Origin of the sequence: Dyella mobilis (assembly GCF_016904945.1) — a bacterium.
Lineage (GTDB): Bacteria > Pseudomonadota > Gammaproteobacteria > Xanthomonadales > Rhodanobacteraceae > Dyella_B > Dyella_B mobilis.
The window spans coordinates 136,811-153,639 of the sequence record NZ_JADIKF010000035.1 but is presented as its reverse complement, the minus strand read 5'-3'; the positions used below and the strand labels follow the sequence as shown (position 1 = coordinate 153,639).

Annotated in this window: 18 protein-coding genes; 16 read left to right on the top strand and 2 right to left on the bottom strand. The window is 53.2% G+C overall.

Translation table 11 applies throughout. The features are described from left to right. The first annotated feature begins 20 nt into the window (after positions 1–20). From ISS99_RS04615 to ISS99_RS04595, 5 genes are all read left to right on the top strand, one after another. Positions 21–4,724 carry an RHS repeat domain-containing protein gene (locus ISS99_RS04615; protein ID WP_204630412.1) on the top strand — a complete coding sequence of 1,568 codons (4,704 nt, stop codon included), beginning with the start codon at positions 21–23 and terminating at the stop codon, positions 4,722–4,724. Between the two features lie 69 nt (positions 4,725–4,793). Beyond that, complete coding sequence (locus ISS99_RS04610; RefSeq protein ID WP_204630411.1) at positions 4,794–5,141, top strand: hypothetical protein; 348 nt, start codon at positions 4,794–4,796, stop codon at positions 5,139–5,141. Between the two features lie 45 nt (positions 5,142–5,186). After that, on the top strand, positions 5,187–5,504 hold the full coding sequence (locus ISS99_RS04605) for a hypothetical protein (RefSeq protein ID WP_204630410.1): 318 nt from the start codon (positions 5,187–5,189) through the stop codon (positions 5,502–5,504). A gap of 178 nt (positions 5,505–5,682) precedes the next feature. Continuing rightward, positions 5,683–6,765 carry an RHS repeat-associated core domain-containing protein gene (locus ISS99_RS04600; protein WP_204630409.1) on the top strand — a complete coding sequence of 361 codons (1,083 nt, stop codon included), beginning with the start codon at positions 5,683–5,685 and terminating at the stop codon, positions 6,763–6,765. Between the two features lie 449 nt (positions 6,766–7,214). Then, the gene (locus tag ISS99_RS04595) at positions 7,215–7,571 is read left to right on the top strand and encodes a hypothetical protein (RefSeq protein WP_204630408.1); all 357 of its coding nucleotides are present in this window, start codon (positions 7,215–7,217) and stop codon (positions 7,569–7,571) included. Between the two features lie 106 nt (positions 7,572–7,677). Here ISS99_RS04595 and ISS99_RS04590 read toward each other — a convergent pair whose 3' ends face one another. Next, positions 7,678–8,007, bottom strand: a complete 330-nt coding sequence (locus ISS99_RS04590; protein ID WP_204630407.1) for a hypothetical protein — start codon at positions 8,005–8,007, stop codon at positions 7,678–7,680. 1,156 nt (positions 8,008–9,163) lie between these two features. Here ISS99_RS04590 and ISS99_RS04585 point away from each other — a divergent pair. The 11 genes from ISS99_RS04585 to ISS99_RS04535 all read left to right on the top strand — a co-directional run bounded on the left by ISS99_RS04585 (position 9,164) and on the right by ISS99_RS04535 (position 16,345). Beyond that, positions 9,164–9,592 (top strand): hypothetical protein, encoded by a 429-nt coding sequence (locus ISS99_RS04585; RefSeq protein WP_204630406.1) that lies wholly within the window; start codon positions 9,164–9,166, stop codon positions 9,590–9,592. Between the two features lie 255 nt (positions 9,593–9,847). Then, positions 9,848–10,063 (top strand): hypothetical protein, encoded by a 216-nt coding sequence (locus ISS99_RS04580; protein ID WP_204630405.1) that lies wholly within the window; start codon positions 9,848–9,850, stop codon positions 10,061–10,063. Positions 10,064–10,166: 103 nt separating this feature from the next. Continuing rightward, positions 10,167–10,724 carry a hypothetical protein gene (locus ISS99_RS04575; protein WP_204630404.1) on the top strand — a complete coding sequence of 186 codons (558 nt, stop codon included), beginning with the start codon at positions 10,167–10,169 and terminating at the stop codon, positions 10,722–10,724. 255 nt (positions 10,725–10,979) lie between these two features. After that, positions 10,980–11,459: a competence protein ComJ gene (comJ, locus tag ISS99_RS04570; protein WP_204630403.1), complete on the top strand. Its 480-nt coding sequence runs from the start codon at positions 10,980–10,982 to the stop codon at positions 11,457–11,459. Between the two features lie 1,390 nt (positions 11,460–12,849). Beyond that, entirely contained in the window at positions 12,850–13,251 is a 402-nt protein-coding gene (locus ISS99_RS04565; RefSeq protein WP_204630402.1) for a HEAT repeat domain-containing protein, read from the top strand. A gap of 150 nt (positions 13,252–13,401) precedes the next feature. Continuing rightward, entirely contained in the window at positions 13,402–13,650 is a 249-nt protein-coding gene (locus ISS99_RS04560) for a hypothetical protein (RefSeq protein WP_204630401.1), read from the top strand. A gap of 1 nt (position 13,651) precedes the next feature. After that, positions 13,652–13,912: a hypothetical protein gene (locus ISS99_RS04555; RefSeq protein ID WP_204630400.1), complete on the top strand. Its 261-nt coding sequence runs from the start codon at positions 13,652–13,654 to the stop codon at positions 13,910–13,912. Between the two features lie 240 nt (positions 13,913–14,152). Then, positions 14,153–14,821 carry a hypothetical protein gene (locus ISS99_RS04550; RefSeq protein ID WP_204630399.1) on the top strand — a complete coding sequence of 223 codons (669 nt, stop codon included), beginning with the start codon at positions 14,153–14,155 and terminating at the stop codon, positions 14,819–14,821. Positions 14,822–14,875: 54 nt separating this feature from the next. Beyond that, positions 14,876–15,229: a hypothetical protein gene (locus tag ISS99_RS04545; RefSeq protein WP_204630398.1), complete on the top strand. Its 354-nt coding sequence runs from the start codon at positions 14,876–14,878 to the stop codon at positions 15,227–15,229. Between the two features lie 22 nt (positions 15,230–15,251). Beyond that, positions 15,252–15,938 (top strand): hypothetical protein, encoded by a 687-nt coding sequence (locus ISS99_RS04540; protein ID WP_204630397.1) that lies wholly within the window; start codon positions 15,252–15,254, stop codon positions 15,936–15,938. Positions 15,939–15,985: 47 nt separating this feature from the next. Then, complete coding sequence (locus ISS99_RS04535; RefSeq protein WP_204630396.1) at positions 15,986–16,345, top strand: hypothetical protein; 360 nt, start codon at positions 15,986–15,988, stop codon at positions 16,343–16,345. On the opposite strand, the gene ISS99_RS04530 is transcribed toward ISS99_RS04535, so the two are convergent. After that, a complete protein-coding gene (locus tag ISS99_RS04530) occupies positions 16,346–16,828 on the bottom strand; it encodes a hypothetical protein (protein WP_204630395.1) in 483 nt (160 codons plus the stop codon). Position 16,829 lies beyond the last annotated feature (1 nt).

Below are 16,829 nucleotides of genomic sequence, written 5' to 3'. Positions count from 1 at the left end.
GGGCTTCAGGGGACAATGCGATGCGTGCACGTTGGCAAAGGAGCTGCCTGTGGGCGGCTGCGTTTTTGATGCTGGCCAGTTTGTGCCACGCCCAAAGCTCGGGAGCGACCCCTGATCTGGAATACCAGAAGCTGATCCAGGTCGATCAAAACATCGAGCCCCTGGGCGAGCATCCGTTCGGCGAAAACATCAGCACCTACGACGGAAGCCTGTCGTTCAACGTCACCGACGTCACGTTGCGCGGCAATGGTCCGACCATCACCGTGGCGCGATCGGGGGAATCTTTCGAGTGGCCTCTTGGCCAAGGTAGTCCTCCCGTTTTTCCCTTCGGCGACTGGGACCTGGACATCCCCCGCATCGAAACGATGGCGTCGTCGTCGTTGGGCTGGCAGACGTGGGCCGGCGGCACGAACGACTCCAACGTAGGCACCACCAATCGTTGCAGCTCGTTCAATCCGCCACCCGGCATTCTGTCCACGGACGCCGAGGGCGGTTGGGTGGCGGATGAGTGGTGGTATGGCTACAACCTGATGGTGCCCGGCGAAGGCAAGCAACAACTGTTGCCACGCTACAGCGCGAACACGCTCTCTCCGACGATCAGTGGCTCGAGTTTCAACATTGTCACGAAGAACAACTGGATGATCACGTGCGGTGTCAAGGCGAGTGATGGCGGCGAAGGCTTCCTGGCCATTGCACCCGACGGCACGCGCTACACCTTTAGTCACTTGGTTTATCGAGGGTGGTATCCGATCGTGGGTGCGGGTGGTCCGATCCCTCCTGACGGTACGATCATCGCGACGCAGGCGCCTGTCCCTGCACAGACTCCCGCCGCAGCCAAGCCTGCCGTCACGCGACAGGGCGTGGCGCCCATGGTCGCCGGGCCGGGTGGGCTTGCCGTCCTGTATCGCGAAGAAGCGTTCATGTACGTCACGCAGATCCAGGATCGCTTCGGCAATACGCTGACCTACAACTACGATCCCACCTCGGGGTATCTCACCAGCATTACGGCGAATGACGGCCGCGAAGTGGACATCACGTACGTGTCCGGCCAACCGATGATCCAATCGATTACCGCCAAGGCCGCCAACGCTTCGCCGCGCACCTGGACGTATACCTACGGATCAACGAGCCTGACCAGTGTCCAATTGCCCGATGGCAGCGCGTGGTCCTATAACATCAACGTGGGCGCGTACAACCTTTTCCTCGGGTCCAGTGTCTGCTCGCTCAATCAGTTTCCGTCTCCGTATTCCAATACCACTGCGTTAAGCGGGCCGGGCTCCGGTGGCGGTACGATCACGACTCCCTCCGGGCTCACGGGCACCTTCAACACCGCGATGAAATTGAGCGGTCGGTCGTATACGCCGCAATGGTGTTGGGGACAAAGCGGAAGCACGCCACCGTTTGATTATCCTGAGGCGATCTGGCCGGAATGGTACGTGCAGCCGGCCATCCTGAGCGAAGTGATCTCCGGTGCGGGCATGCCGACGCAGACCTGGACCTACAGCTATTCGCCGGCGAATGCGAGTTGGACGACGGATGCCTGCGCTCAGGCCGGTACGTGCCCGACCACCGTTTACACCGATGTCACCGACCCCAACGGCAACGATACCCGCTACACCTACAGCAATCGTTTCGACGCCACCGAAGGGCTGCTGCTACGCAGCGACACCTACAACGGCGCTTATGGCAGCACTCTGATGCGTTCTGTCGTCAACACCTACGCCAATGCATCCACCGGTGCCTGGCCAAGCGTGTACGGCGCCGACCTGTCGTACCGCAACAATTACTTTCAAACCGAGCAATTGTCGCCCTTGAGCCAGCGCACCACCACCCAGGATGGCCAGAACTACACCTGGCAGGCGATGGCCTTCAACGCCTACGCACAACCCACGGATGTGAAGCGCTACAACGACATCGCTGGGCAAACACCATTCGAAGAAACCACGGCCTACCTCAACGATACGAACCTGTGGGTGCTGGGCCTGCCGCAAACCGTGACGAACACCAGCAACGGTGCGAGCGAGGTGGAGGCCGTCAATACCTACAACAGCCTGGACCTGCTGCAAGCGCGCTCGCACTTCGGCGAGTTCATGATGAGCTACACCTATAACGGTGCCGGCCAGCTGGCCAGCTTCACCGACGGCAACAACCACACCACCAGCCTGAGCAACTACTACCGCGGTATTCCGCAATCCATCGCCTATCCCGACGGCACCAGCCAGACCCTGGCGGTGGACGACCTGAGCGAAATTACCGCCATCACCGACCAGGCCGGCTTCACCACCCAATACAGCTACAACCCGATCGGACGCATTGCGCAAATCACCTATCCCACCAACGACCCCAACGGTGTGTCCTGGTACACCAAGACCTTCACCTATACGCCGACCAGCGCCACCGAGCGGGGAATCACGGGGTTGCATTGGGATCGCACCACGACAGTGGGTGATGCCGTTACCACCACGTATTTCGATGCCGATCTGCGCCCGGTGTTGAGCGACACGGCGATCAGCGATACCGCCAATTCCGATATCACCACGGCCACGGCGTACGACTACACCGGCGCGACCACCTTTGCGTCCTACCCGGTCAGCGGTGCACCGGCGGTCACCGCCGTGACCACCGGCACGCATCACACCTACGATGCGCTGGAGCGCGTGATCCAGACGCAGGAAGACAGCGAACTGGGAAGCCTGACCACCTCCACCGCCTACCTCAGCGGCGCCGGCGAGCAAGTGACCGACCCGAACGGCAACGTCACCACCACGCATTACCAGGTGTTCGACGAGCCCGACTACAAAGACCCGATTTCGGTCAGTGCGCCGGGCGGCATCACGCAGACCATCGCGCGCGATATCTACGGCAATCCCACCTCCATCAACCAGGCGGGCCTTTACGGCACCGAAAACGACAGCATCACCAAGACCCTGGTCTACGACAGCTACCACCGCCTGTGCCGCACCACCGAACCGGAAAGCGGCAGCACCGTGATGGCCTACGACGCAGCCAACAACCTGCAATGGAGTGCGCAAGGCCAGGCCATCAGCGACGGCACCTGTGGGCAGGCCGACGTGACGAGTGGCGCGCAGACCGTGCGTACCTACGATCCGATGAATCGCGTACTGACCATTACCCCGCCAGCGGGGACGCAGGATACGGAGTTTACCTACGACGCACTGGGCAACGTAGCCGCCTCACTTTCGGGCACGACCGCCTGGTCGGCCGTACGCAACTCGCGCGGCCAGGTTACGCAGGAATCACTGCAGGTTAACGGTCAGAACCCGTGGACCGTCGGTTACCAGTTCGATGGGTATGACCATCTCAGTGCCCTGGTTTATCCCAATGGTGAGACTGTTCAATACACCCCTGATGCATTGGGGCGCGCGACGACCGTAGGTAACACCGTAGGTAACGCCGTAGGTAACTATGTCAACGGCATCAGCTATTTCCCCAACGGTCAGGTGGCCGGCTTCAATTTCGGCAACGGTGCCAGCTACGTCGCCGAACAGAACGGACGTCAACTGCTGAGCAACTTCAGCTATGGCGCTGGCAGCACGTTGAGCATTAGCGAAGACTTTACCTACGACCAAGACGGAAACATTACCGGCGTTGGCGACCTAACCAACGGTCCGCGCACAAAGGCCTTTTTCTACGACGCGCTCAATCGCCTGACTAAGGCGACGGCCAGTGGCTTGTATGGCACTGAAAGCTATACCTATGACGCGCTCAATAACCTGCGTACAAGGACAACCAGCGTCGCGCCGCTGACACTGAACTACGACACCAACAACAGATTGGTTAGTGTGGCTCAAAGCGGCACTGTCACTACGCAGTACGGTTACGACGCCCAAGGCAATCGCAATAGCCTTTCCAGCGGCGGCACCACCACGCAATACAACTTCGATGCCGAAAACCAGCTGCTGCAAATACCGAGCGTGGAAGGTTACGCCTACGACGCCAATGGCCGGCGAGTGAGCAAGGTCACCAATAGCGGCGCGTCCACGTATTACTTCTATAACCAGCCCGGGCAACTGCTGTACCAATGGAATGCTTCTGCCGGAACCAGCACCAACTTCATCTACCTGGGGACGAAGCTGGTAGCCAAGGACAACCTGACGACCGGCGCAAACGCGAGCGGCATGGGCGTGACGGTTCTTTTCCCTCCCGCCTATAGCACCACGGGCAGCTACACGGTGAGCTGGTACGGCATCAACGGAGCAACCAGTTATCAGTTGGGCGAGCTGATCAACGGCGTCTGGACGACCATTTACACCGGCGACGCCGATGCGTTTGGCGTCTCCGGTCAGGCGAACGGGGTTTATCAATATCGCGTCGCCGCGTGCGCCAATGGCAGCTGCGGTTCCTGGAGTGCCGTGGCTACGGTGACTGTCAGCAACCAGTCCTCGCCAAGTATTCCCGCGGTGGCTCCGTTGCTGGCCGTCAACCGCTCGTCGGCGCCGCTCAACTACACCGTATTGTGGGTGGGTGTCGACAATGCAAGCTCCTACAACTTGCAAGAGCAGTTTCAGGGTGGCGCATGGACGACCGTCTACAGTGGCCCGGATGCTTCGTGGGACGCGACGGGCAAGCCGGTGGGAGCCTATGCCTATCAGGTACAGGCGTGTAACAGCGCCGGATGCGGACCGTGGAGCCCCGTCGTGGCGACAAAGGTGAGTATCAATATATCGCCCATCATCAACTTTATTTTGGAAGACGATGACTGATGGTGTGGGTGGCACTTTAAACCAACGCTCATTCCGGCACTTTTTTAAAGATTATTTGCGGGGGTCAAGATGTTTTCCAAGGCTATGTGGAAGTGGTGCTTCTCGTTGACGTTGCTAGTCTTCGCAAGCGGTGCTTTAGCTCAGACTTATGCCAATCCGGGGCCTATTACACAATTCAACAGCGCTTGGGGAAGTGATGGCTTTGCCGTGACCGTGCCAGGTCCGTATATAAATCCAGCCAACTGCTCAAGTACCGGTTCTTACAGTATGTATTCCACCAATGGTGGATATAAGACGGCCCTGGCGACCGCATTATCGGCTGTCGTCAGCCGACAGAATGTGACTGTAATTGTCAATAATACGACCTGCGCCGAGGACGGCCGTCCACTCATTTACGGCATCAACATTAATCCGTGATGCCATGGCAGGGGCTCTCTGATATCACTTGCAAGGACTTGAAAAATGCGCATCAAAAAAACTGCTGTTTTATCCGCGTTGCTCGCCATGATCGTGTCTTTCCCGGCTTTTTCGAACGACGAAAACGGCAAGACCGTCCAGTCCGTCGGCGCGCCAAATAGCGGCCCGACCTACGTGATCTTCAATGAGCCTTTGCAGCTCAGCTGTTTGTGGGGCGTGGTTTATCTCGCCGATCCCAGTACGGACTATGGCAAAGCCATGCTGGCTGTCGTATTGAACGCCGACGCTACAGGTAAGAAAGTCCGCGTGGTGTATACCCAGGCTTCCGATCAGACGTGCACGGCGTCGCTTGTTGCAGGGTAATGGAACATCTTTGAGCGGTCGGTTCGTTACATAGCTTCATCGATTGACGTGCCGTTTGTACAAGCGCGATGAATGAGCAGTTGATTTCGTAATGCCAATCCAGCCGGCGGTGACGGGTCATTGCCGGGACTGGCGAAGTGGGGACGTTGGTGCCGCGGCGATAGCTGGCTTTCGGCACGTGGATGTCAAAACGGACAGAGAAGGACAGAAACACGTGACTGCCAACGAGAAACGGAAACGCGGCGCCTTGGTGCAGCGGGCCTTGAGATGGATGGCATCGCTGATGCTGTTCGCGAGCCTGCATGCCGTGGCGCAAACCACTGGCACAGTGACCTACGTGTACACCGACCCGCAGGGCACGCCGCTCGCGGAGGCTGATATCAACGGTAATATCACGGCGACGTTTGATTACACGCCGTATGGAACGTATGCGCCTGCAGGGACGAGTAATCCGGGGACAGTACCGAATGGGCCTGGATACACAGGGCACGTGAATGATCCAGAGACTAATCTCGTTTACATGCAGCATAGATACTACGACCAAGCCACAGGGCGATTCCTGAGCGTGGATCCCGTTGAGCCAGCAGCAGCCAACACGTTCAATTTCAATCGCTATGATTATGTTGACAATAACCCAGTCAATCACATCGACCCGGATGGGCGATGTGTATGGGATGGTTGTATTCTAGAGATTGCTGTGGTTGGTGCTTTTGTCGGAGGAGGGATCGATTTTGGTGTCCAGAAATACTTTCACCCGAACCAGCCTGTCAACAAAACAGAGGTTGCCATATCGGCGTTGGGGGGCGCGGTTACCGGAGGAAGTGGGGCGGCACTAACCGGTGCGGCAACGGCAGGGACCATTACAGTAACGCAGGCTGTATTGCGACAGGCGGCCATAAGCGGGACCGTGGGAGCTGCCTCATCGGCAGCTAATGACATTGCCGGCGGCAAGAAGCCATCTGCTCAAGCCGCCCTTAATGCGGCTGGTGCGAATATAGCAGGTAGCTTTCTAAGTTCGGCGATAAGCTCTGCTGCAGGCGACTTTGCGGGTGCGACGGCCAATGGTGCCATGAATGACATGTCACAGGCAGCGATCAATACACCGGCAGGGATTGGTACAACGATTTCAAACACCACCAAGTCGGTGGGTGACACGGCAGTTCGGCCCGGGATACTTCAGGCTACGGCATCGCAATCGAGCAGAGTCGGAGACGTGGCAGGTGCGGTTGGTTCAGAGAAATTGAACGAAAATCAAGAGTAATGGATTTTTTATGCATCCGATATTGAAGCGTGTTCTATTTGATGAGCTGCTTGGAGTTCTTTGGGCGGCAGGGATGACTGCTATCAACGTCGTCGTTTATGGAACATATGGCCAAACGAGAAAAATATTTATTTTCTGTCTGGCTGTGTCGCAAATTTTCGTTGTGGCTAGTGGGATAAAATGTGCGAGAAAGTCGGAAAAATGAGTAACGGATTGGAATCGGGGCCACCCAGGATTGGAATCGGGGAAAGCGAATCGGGGCCAAAGCGAATCGGGGCCACCCACCATTAGTCCATCGCTGACAAGGCGTCGCGTCAGTTGCGGATAACGCTTCACTAGGCCATGGCGCAACACAACAACGGGGTCAATAACGGGGTCGGTTTGCCTTATTTTTGATCAGGCAGAGGGTGGGTCGGCCCAGAACCGACCGGCGAACAGGGTAATTTTCAATGGGCATGAAACGAGTTTTGCATGCGGCAATTGGGGTCGCGATCGCAGTGGCCGCAATGCCCGCAGCAGCGTGGGATGGCACGGCTACGGGAAAAATTTCCCAGATAAATGGCGTGGGCGGACTCGGTGGTGCGCCGGGTAACTACGACATACGCGTTTATCTAGCAGGTCAATCGACGATCTGCCCGGGTGCTGTCGACCCCACTTGGGGTTACATCAACGTCAGCGATCCGAATTACAAGGGACTATTGGCGATGCTTCTGACTGCCCAAGCCAGCGGCAAGACAGTAACCCTGTACACGAACAAAGATTCCACTGGTTACTGTCAGATTGCCTACATGGCCGTGATGACTTGATGCTGGTGCTCAAGGATGATCTCGTAAAAATTGCCAAAGTAATGGCGACCGTGCTTGGGCGCGATGAATGCGCCGGGCCAGCCTTCTCCATGGCAGCAGTCAAGCGTTAGTTTTCGAGAGCTGGGCCAAACGTGATATCGGCGACTGTGTACTGCGGATGCGTGCCGCAAGAGAGAGTGTCGCTGAACCAAATATTGATTTTTTTGCCCGTGGCTTGTGCGGTAAGCAGCGTGGCCTGCCAAGATTTGCAAATAGTCGTTGAAATTGCGCCATTTCCGCCATTTGCTGCGACATTCACGTTGCACAGGTAGAGCCAATAATCAGGCGTTGACGCATCATAAAATTCACCTATGGCCAGACTGCCGTCAGGCAATACAGCAACGTCATTGACGGTTCCTAGGCAGTTGTAGCCCGCGGCTACCGCGGATTGACTCAAGACGAGCATGCTCGTGCAAAAAATAGCGCGTAGAATATTGGTTGATAGCAACGCGTTGAAAACTCCCCTGGATTTACCTGATTAATTTTAAATCACTGAGTTAACTTGAAGCAAGGTCTGGCAATTTCAAGATGGAGCGATAACTTTGTGCGATCAAAAATATCCCCAAGCCATAGCACTGGTAAGCTTGGCGTGGTGCGTTGAGGTTCTAAGTAGGTGTGCGATCCCTGAATTTTTGTAAATGTACGCATCGCATCTAATTTCACGGAGGGATATGAGGGTGAAAATAAAAGCTATAAGTTTGGTGTGTATGACGGTGGCATGTTTGGCTCAGTCAGCTTTCGCGCAGACTCAAAATAATGCGGGGACCGTTGTTCAAGTCAATACGGGATGGAATGAAGACGCTTTCACTGTAAGTACGACATCTGCGATTGTTAATCCTGCCGGATGCACTACTACGGACGCTTACGAGGCTAACTCGAGCACCCAGGGGTACAAGACGTATCTAGCCACCGCTTTGACTGCCTTCTCTACGAAATCCCGAGTGGTCGTCTTTGTATCAAATACGGTGTGTACCGAGAATCGCCCAACAATCATAGGCATCTCTCTTCTCGGCTATTGATCTAGGCTGGCGCGAACTAGGTTTTGCCAACGCAATGTACAGCCGCCGCCCGACCAACTGATGTATGGCGGCGTCTGCGAATCATCGGACGATCTGCGCAGCTGCAGCACGGCGCAGTTCATCGAAATACTCAGCGGAATCGGGGCTGGCGGAATCGGGGGGGGGGGGCGGCGTGGCCACCCACCATTAGTCCATCGCTGACAAAGCGTCGCGGCAGGTGCGGATAACGCTCCCCCGGGCCACGGCGCAAAGTTATAAATAGTGGATGTCCCGGATCTGGATGTCCCGGATCTGATCTGTACGATCTGTACCGCCTGGTAGCGGATAATGGTGAATTTCTAAAGTGGGGAGTGACATACAATCCTGCAAAGCGTTACTCCGCAAGAGAGATGTTTGGACGAGATATGCAAATTTTTACATCCGGAACTAGAAGGCAGATGCTAGACCTTGAACGATGGATAGTTGAACGTGATCCCGGTCCATTAAATCATGAAAGTTGGCGTGGTAACGCGATGAAAAATGGGACTGTTAACAATGGACCTTAATCAATCAGAAAACCAAGATATAGGCATTCTTTCAGTTAGTACCTTGGTCGGAGGGAGTGGCGCAAATTGCCAGGCTTGGCAATTTGCTATTAAGACTTTTCGCCATGACATCAAGAAATGCATACAGGGACGAACGACGCCTCTGAAATTGGACTTGGCATTCCATATTCCCGGGAACATGCTGAAGCCCGATTTCTACGGCGTACGTACGGGTTCTTACTTCAAGAAAATGTCAATACTCGCTGTACAAATCGCGTTGCCCGAAGAGTTTCCGGAAAATGCACTAGTCCACATTCGTCATGAGGCCCACCAGGCCATTGACGAATCAGTTCGATGGGCTGCAAAGAATCACTTGGAATTTGACGCACGCCTTTTCCATCAAATCGTTTATCAATGCGAAGAAATAGAATCGAACTGACTTTTGTCAGTCGGAAAATGGCAATCGGGGTAATCGGGGCCACCCACTAATTACTCATCGTCGAAGTGGAATGAAACGCCGGGACACCCTATGTGCTAGGTTTTGGGTAGAAGAAATGGGGATGAGGGAGACATATGAGCCTTGGGCGGCGCAGGTGCCGAGCTGGTGGCTTTGAGCGTTTCGTCTAAATAGTGGATGTCCCGTATCTGGTATCTGGTTAAAAACCCCAAGCCCAAATCAAACTAGGAAACTGAAATGTCGATCATTCTTCCTGTGGATTTTGGTAATAGTGACGCCGATGGAGCAGTTCGTCTCGGGACCAAGCAAACATTGGAGGCAATTGATGGCAATTCCATAGAGCTTAGTCGGGGAATGAGGGTGACTATCACTGACGACGAGGTGACGGCTGAGGGCACTACAGAGCTAAGGGATGGCTTCTGGGTGGTTCTAATCACGCGCTGGCTTCCTTAGAGTTTGGAGTTGCAGAGTTGGGAAACAGAATCGGCATGGAATCGAGGCTACCCACCATTCGTCCTCATAACGACGCAGCAATTTCCTTTTTGGAGCCAGGTCAATGACTATTATGGCGATGATCCTGGCTTTTACTAGCGCCTCTTGCTTCGATAACAGCATCTATTCGGTTAGTGATCTTACCTGTCCGATACGGTATGTGGATAAGCAACAAGGTTACTTTATTGGCATAGAAGAAAATAATGCCATCATAGGCACAGCATTCAACGACGTAAAAAATCCCGCCAATGACATGCCGCAGGTCGATGGGCCAATTGAAAATTGTTCATCCCGCGCATTCAGATGCCGATCCATCGCCGAGTTAGTATTCGCTATCCCAAAGGGCGCTGAGCATTCTGCGGAATATTCAGATGGGCCAAGGATAGTAATTAAGCGACTCGCGAATGGCGGATGGCATGGCTCTGCGATGTGCTCGGTGTTTACCCGAACAGGTTGCTCACCGCATGTTGACGTGAACAAGCTTGTTGAGGCCTACCAATACGACGTCAGTCCAGCGGGTGTTGTGACATCGATAAAGATCCAGGATTGGAACGACGATGAGAAGCCATTGAGCACCCGGAGCTTGGTTCTGGTGAGCAAGGCTGGGCTCAAGTTGAATTGATCCAGGGTGTCTGAAGGCACGGGAATCGGCGGCGGAATCGGGGCGGGCTGGAATCGGGATCACCCACGGTGCCGAGCTGTTGGCTTCGAGCGTTTCGTTTGAATAGTGGGCGCTCGGATTTGCGCCCCTGATTTGCCAAGCAAGTGTCAGGGCGGTAAATGCGCGTGACAATATGTCGGCGGGTGCATGCATAGGCAATGCGTGTCGAGCGTTGCCAGATGGTGCTAGAGTTCAAATCCAGGTCGGAAAATAGAAATGAAAGCCACTGTTGGTCTGCATGTTTCTTACAGTCAAATTGCCGTATTCGACAGTACGCTGCAAAGACCGTTTAACGACTGGACTTCGGGACACGTGGCGCAAGGGTTTGCTTGGAGGCCGGGTAGTGTGTCTTTCCGCACTTTGGTAGAGAGCGGGACGCATACAATTGAAGTCGATACGCCCGAGCATTTTGGCTCTCTTCACGTCAATGCGGTACGTGCTATCGAGGTGCCATTCGGCGTGGCAGATAATATTGTGTTGGAAATTAGCAGTATCTCGGACTCGGAATTGATTTCAATTCCAAGCGGTTCATATGCGGTGCGTTGCGAATTTCTAGGTGTTGATGATTTTGGTAATCAGCATGTTCACTTGAGTTTTGTGCGCGAAGAAAATCCCCGTTTTGCAGTGCTTCTTGCGGACCAAGAGCTTGCCGTTGGCGCCACTTTAATAACTCAGGCTCAGCCTGCCGTAAGTTAGATTTAAGGGCGGAATCGGGGTCACCCGCCAAGACGCATAGGCAACCAGCTATTGGTCCGACGAGTAGGATGGTGGAATTGGCGAAATTGGGGCCACCCACTAATTGCTCATCGTCGAAGTGGAATGAACCGACGGGGCACCCTATGTGCTAGATTTTGGATAGAAGAAATGGGGATGAGGGAGACATATGAGCCTTGGGCGGTGCAGGTGCCAAGCTGGTGGCGTTGAGCGTTTCGTTTAAATAGTGGATGTCCCGTATCTGATGACAGAACTTAATCAATACCGTTTGAGCTTGCATGTCTCGCATCCGTATCTTGAGGCCATGGATATTCTTCGGAACTTTACGCTTCCGGTAAGATACTCAAGGTCGGTTGGGGGAAAACGGAAAACAACATGTGGGAGATATCTGGGAGGTGTTTATTCAAAAACGCACATAAGCTTTGACATAAGTGGTGGGGTTCTTTTGGATGAGAAGTACCCCTTTATTGACTGCATCGAGCGTTCATTTTGCAATCTGCCTATCGATACCATTAGAGGATTTGCCAAAACTGGTGGAGAGTCTTTCTACTTGGCTGGCATATATTCAGAAAATAATTTCTTTTTATATTTTCCAAGCAAGTTGTTGTCTGATCTCGCATCCTCGTCGATAGGTCTGAAACTCGATTTTTATGGTGGGGAAGATTTGCCATAATTTTCCCGGCAACGGGAACAACGGGGTTGGGTTACCTTATTTTTGATCAGACAAAAGGGCGGGGCCATGCCAGAGTCGACAGGCTAACAGGGTAATTTTCAATGGGTGTGAAACGAATTTTATGTGTGGCATTTGGTGCTGCGCTCGCCATGGCCGCAGTGCCGGCAGCAGTTGCAATCGGGGCCACCCACTAATTGCTCATCGTCGAGGTGGAATGAGGCGACGGGGCACCCTATGTGCTAGGTTTTGGGTAGAAGAAATGGGGATGAGGGAGACATATGAGCCTTGGGCGGTGCAGGTACCGAGCTGGTGACTTTGAGCGTTTCGTTTAAATAGTGGATGTCCCGGATCTCACGGATCTCAATATGGTGACTTTAAGCGCATCGCTTAAACGGTGAATTTTCCGGATCTGCGGTGGAAATTGGGCGCCGAATTAGGGTCGCCGACCCCATTAATCCTGAAGCTGCGCGGCCACACGAATTTTCTCGTTGACGATGTACTCGGCTTTACGTTATTTCTATCCGCATACCTGCGCGCAAAGCGCGGGCTTATGGGGGTAATACGATGCGTGCACGTTGGCAAAGGAGCTGCCTGGGGGCAATTGCGCTTTCGACGCTATATGGTTTGTGCTTCGCCCTCCCAGGACAAGGTGAGCGCACTGGAGGGGAGTGCGCGCGCGATTACATCGCGTTGAATCGAATGACCACTGAATTGCCAAAAGAAGAAGTTGCTCAACGGCGAATCAGATCGGCAGAGAGTGTTGTGAAATTGGTGGATGAAATGGGCGTTCTCTGTCGTCAAGGCATTGATGATCATGCCATTGATTTAATTGTTGACAATTTGAAAGATGATGACGATACCGTTAGGAGTCTTATTGCGATTTCGTTGGGCAATATAGGCGCAAAATCATATCGGGTAATTCCAGCTCTAAAAATTGCATTAAAAATGGCGGGTCCACCAAATAATGGAGCGCCGCTTAACGTGGGTACGTTGAAGTTATCCCTTGGACCGGATTTGGGATCTTCATCATCTATACCTGTTTCGATTAAAAAAATAATGGAAGCACATAAATTGGAATATGGAATCGGTGACACCCACTAATTGCACATCGTCGAAGTGGAATGAGGGAAAAGGATAGGGGCCGTCCATGACTCTCTCAACTGATCGATGTCTTGACGCTACTGCCGCCAATGTTTCGATTGCGCTTAACTTGAGATTCTTGCGGGATAGGCATTTTTGGGAAAATTTAGAATGACCAAGATCATTGCAAATAAGTTGATGTGGTGTGCTGCCATTTTTCTGGTAATTATGTCGGCCATTCTAAATTCTGCCTCAGCATCTGACGCTTCTTCGAGTTGGGAGAAGCTGGTTGCGGAAGCCTCGGATAGACACGATGTTGGATTATATGAATCCATAAAGTATGGCGGCGAAGCAAAAAAAAGGGGAGAGATTTTTCCGGGCAGAAGCGGAGTGCACTGCGAATTCGAACGCATTGCTTAGCATGAATGACATGCTCGTTAGCCGTCCTGTCGCGGTGCGGCTCGGAAGTGCTGCTGCATGGTCAGGTAAAACGGTTGTATATATTATGCTTATCTTTTCTGATGGTAATAAATATAGATTTATTTGCTTAATTGGTCGCGACGACAAATTAGAGCGAACGAGGTTGCTTGATACAAATATTCGAGGAAACACGCCAGCAGTTGAAATCGATAATTCTAATTATATTTATGTTAATGAAGAAGTCGGGGCCATTCATCACTAGTCCATCTAAGCATTGGATTGGGCTGCTAACCAGCTTCACCTGTGGCCGATAATCCGCGCGCTCATCACAATAGCATGAAGTTGGGCGGGAATAGGCTCGGCACTTAAAAGGATAGGAAGTAGCGAAATGAGACTAAAGTTGACCGTCGCGTGTGTACTATCATCTATTTTCTTTGCCAGCGTTTCGTGTGCTGTTCCTGTGCACTGTGATATGCCGATAGCATCCTTTAGATACAGCTACTTGGATACATTATTTGGCACAACAAAAGCGCCAGCGAACGAAGATTTTCTAAGGCATTCGCGCAACGATCTTGATCCCGCGCAGATGCAAGTATTTTTGTGGTACGTGTACAGAAATCCGACCTTGTCAGGCGCTTTCTTTAGCAAGGTCGATCCGACTCGTCTATTGAACGACGTTTTTGATCCGATAACCTCGATACTGTGGTTAATGAAGAAAAAAGGAGGGTATTTCGGATCCATGCAGGCGGAAGATCGCGATCGACTTTATTCTCGATTGGATCGTTGGAAGAAAGGCCTTGTATCAAGTGATAAATTTAGAAATCTTCTCCTGGATCTTTATGCCGACGATCACGGCAATGAGCTGGAGGACGAGACCCAAGCTCGGTCAACAGGTAATGACGTTGATGTTGATCTGCGTTTGGGGGTAATAAGCGATAAAAAGGGGGAGAAGCTGGAGGCTCTCTACTACTACACAAAGTCCGCTGAATACGGTTACCAGGGTGCTCTTGTGGGAGCTTCGCTATTGTTGGTGCAGGTTGCAGGGGATAAATGCACAACCCGATCTGCGTATTATGCGGTGCTATCCGGGGCGATGGGACCTATTGATTGGCTTGGACGCAACATGAAGGATCGTGCGCCATTCGGCTCGCCATCCACCAATCCATTTTGAAAATGCTTCATATGCCACTCAACTAAGCAATCGGGAGTGTAAGTGGATCACGTTATGTTTGATGCCGATGCGGTTGCGTTCTTGAGCGGGAAAAACAGTCTTCTGGATTCGACGTTGAGATCCTTGTGCATCAGTGGCATCGATGGCGAGGCGTCTGTCGAAATAATTTTTAGATCGAGACATGGTGCTGACTACACTACGGCAACACTCAAATTTACTGAAGTATCTGAATTTTCTTTCTATCATTCCAATAAATTTTATTTTTACAATGTTGAAGACCTGAAATTTTATATATCGAGCGATGGTGAAATTTACTTGTCGCTCGACCCGTATGGAGGTTCCGATGAAATATCAGCACGTGACAAAGATTTGATAGTTGCCAAGCACCTTCAATTAGAGATTGCGTGAAATTTCAGCGGTGGGAGGGTGCGTGCGAAGCTGGAGGGATGTCGGTTTCTCCTTAATCATATTTCTGGTCGGCCTGGCCTTTGCTCGTACGGCAACGTCACAAGACAAGTGGGTGGATGGCACGCAGCAAGAGTGGCCGTTGGTTTCGCAAATCCAGCGGCAAAGCCCGCAGGTCCCCGTTTTGCTGGAGGTGAGTGGAAGATGCTCTGATACGAACCCCGAATTGATCGAGCTGCCGGATCTTTCGTTGGCCGTGTCTGGCACAAGTATGGATTTACCGTACGCTTTAAAGAAATCCCTGAGTAAAGGCGTCCTTTCGCCTGAGATAAGCGTCGACCGCGGACTGGTGGTGGCAAGATGGCCGGGCATGCCCAACGGGCTTTTGCGTACAAGAATCGAAAATATTAGATTGAACTATGCGGAAAACTATGACCCGGTGAAAACCATTTCCGCCGCAATGACCTCATCAGAGGTGTTGAATTACGGGAAGTCGGTTAACGCGAGGCACGTATTCCAAATAGGCGGCCTGGTCGAACCGCCCCGTGATCAAGGTGTTCACGTCCCGGATGTGCTCGGCAATGTCTCTGTGGAAGATATCTTTGTGACGACCTTGAGAACATTCGGCGGAGTGATGACCTACTCAGAATGCCGTCTGCCGAATGCAGCGATTCGATATAACGTCAGCTACGACTATCCCATAGTCGACTAGTACCCATCAGCTGCTTTCCGTGCAGGCGATTGTTACCAGGAGGGGCAATGAGTGCGAACGTAACATCACCTAAATTCACCTGTATTTGGCTCGTTCTTTTCGCCGCTTTGTTTTGCGCTGACGCAAGCTTGGCGAAAGAAAATTCCTGGTGGTCACCACCCCCGCAAGGCGTCATTAGAGACAAGGTGGCGGCTATTTCAATTGCCAGAGCCATCTGGACTTCCATGAATCCGTCACGGGACGAACCATCGGATGAGGAATGGCAAGGGAACATGATCGCCGTTCGCGATGGCAATATCTGGCGTGTCAGCGAGAGAAAGCTTCCCGCTGGATCCATCGGCGGCGGCTTGGAAATCGACCTCGATGCCAGAGATGGCCGGGTTGTTCAAATCGTTTTTACGCAATGATCAGCGAGCGAACGGTCTTGACGTTATCAGCCACAACCATTTGGGTAATGCCGTTTTGACGACGAAAAGACGAAGCCTATTTTGGGTCCTCTTTACACTCTGCGCGTGTGTCGTCAGGCCAGGATGGTCGCGCAGCAGTCGCTCGGCCAGTTGCGGCTTGGCCGGCTGGTAGCCATGGCCGAAGACCCGTTGTCGCCATTGACGCTTTTGCGTCGCCGCATCGGCAGAGGCGGCCTGTAGCTCGACGTAGTTTTTCAACTGTATCCACGAATCGAAACCGTATTCGCGCGCCAGGCAGGATTGCGCATCGTGCAAACGCAGTGGCATCGCGGCGATGGCGTGGTGGTCCAGGCGTGCGGCGGAGGGCAGGGTGGTACGGATGCGTTCGAGCGATTCGGGATCGCCGCGGCGGATGCCGTCGAGCAGGGTCTTGGCCTGTTTCCGCAGGTGCTCCAGGTGCGCACGTTCGGGTAGAACTTTCATG

Bases quoted from the DNA above. Each gene is read 5' to 3' on its own strand.
- ISS99_RS04575 (WP_204630404.1), top strand. From the start codon at position 10,167: ATGACTATTATGGCGATGATCCTGGCTTTTACTAGCGCCTCTTGCTTC.
- ISS99_RS04555 (WP_204630400.1), top strand. From the start codon at position 13,652: ATGAATGACATGCTCGTTAGCCGTCCTGTCGCGGTGCGGCTCGGAAGT.
- ISS99_RS04560 (WP_204630401.1), top strand. From the start codon at position 13,402: ATGACCAAGATCATTGCAAATAAGTTGATGTGGTGTGCTGCCATTTTT.
- ISS99_RS04605 (WP_204630410.1), top strand. From the start codon at position 5,187: ATGCGCATCAAAAAAACTGCTGTTTTATCCGCGTTGCTCGCCATGATC.
- ISS99_RS04530 (WP_204630395.1), bottom strand. From the start codon at position 16,828: ATGAAAGTTCTACCCGAACGTGCGCACCTGGAGCACCTGCGGAAACAG.
- ISS99_RS04595 (WP_204630408.1), top strand. From the start codon at position 7,215: ATGGGCATGAAACGAGTTTTGCATGCGGCAATTGGGGTCGCGATCGCA.
- ISS99_RS04535 (WP_204630396.1), top strand. From the start codon at position 15,986: ATGAGTGCGAACGTAACATCACCTAAATTCACCTGTATTTGGCTCGTT.
- ISS99_RS04610 (WP_204630411.1), top strand. From the start codon at position 4,794: ATGTTTTCCAAGGCTATGTGGAAGTGGTGCTTCTCGTTGACGTTGCTA.
- ISS99_RS04615 (WP_204630412.1), top strand. From the start codon at position 21: ATGCGTGCACGTTGGCAAAGGAGCTGCCTGTGGGCGGCTGCGTTTTTG.
- ISS99_RS04565 (WP_204630402.1), top strand. From the start codon at position 12,850: ATGACCACTGAATTGCCAAAAGAAGAAGTTGCTCAACGGCGAATCAGA.
- ISS99_RS04585 (WP_204630406.1), top strand. From the start codon at position 9,164: ATGGACCTTAATCAATCAGAAAACCAAGATATAGGCATTCTTTCAGTT.
- ISS99_RS04580 (WP_204630405.1), top strand. From the start codon at position 9,848: ATGTCGATCATTCTTCCTGTGGATTTTGGTAATAGTGACGCCGATGGA.
- ISS99_RS04545 (WP_204630398.1), top strand. From the start codon at position 14,876: ATGTTTGATGCCGATGCGGTTGCGTTCTTGAGCGGGAAAAACAGTCTT.
- comJ (WP_204630403.1), top strand. From the start codon at position 10,980: ATGAAAGCCACTGTTGGTCTGCATGTTTCTTACAGTCAAATTGCCGTA.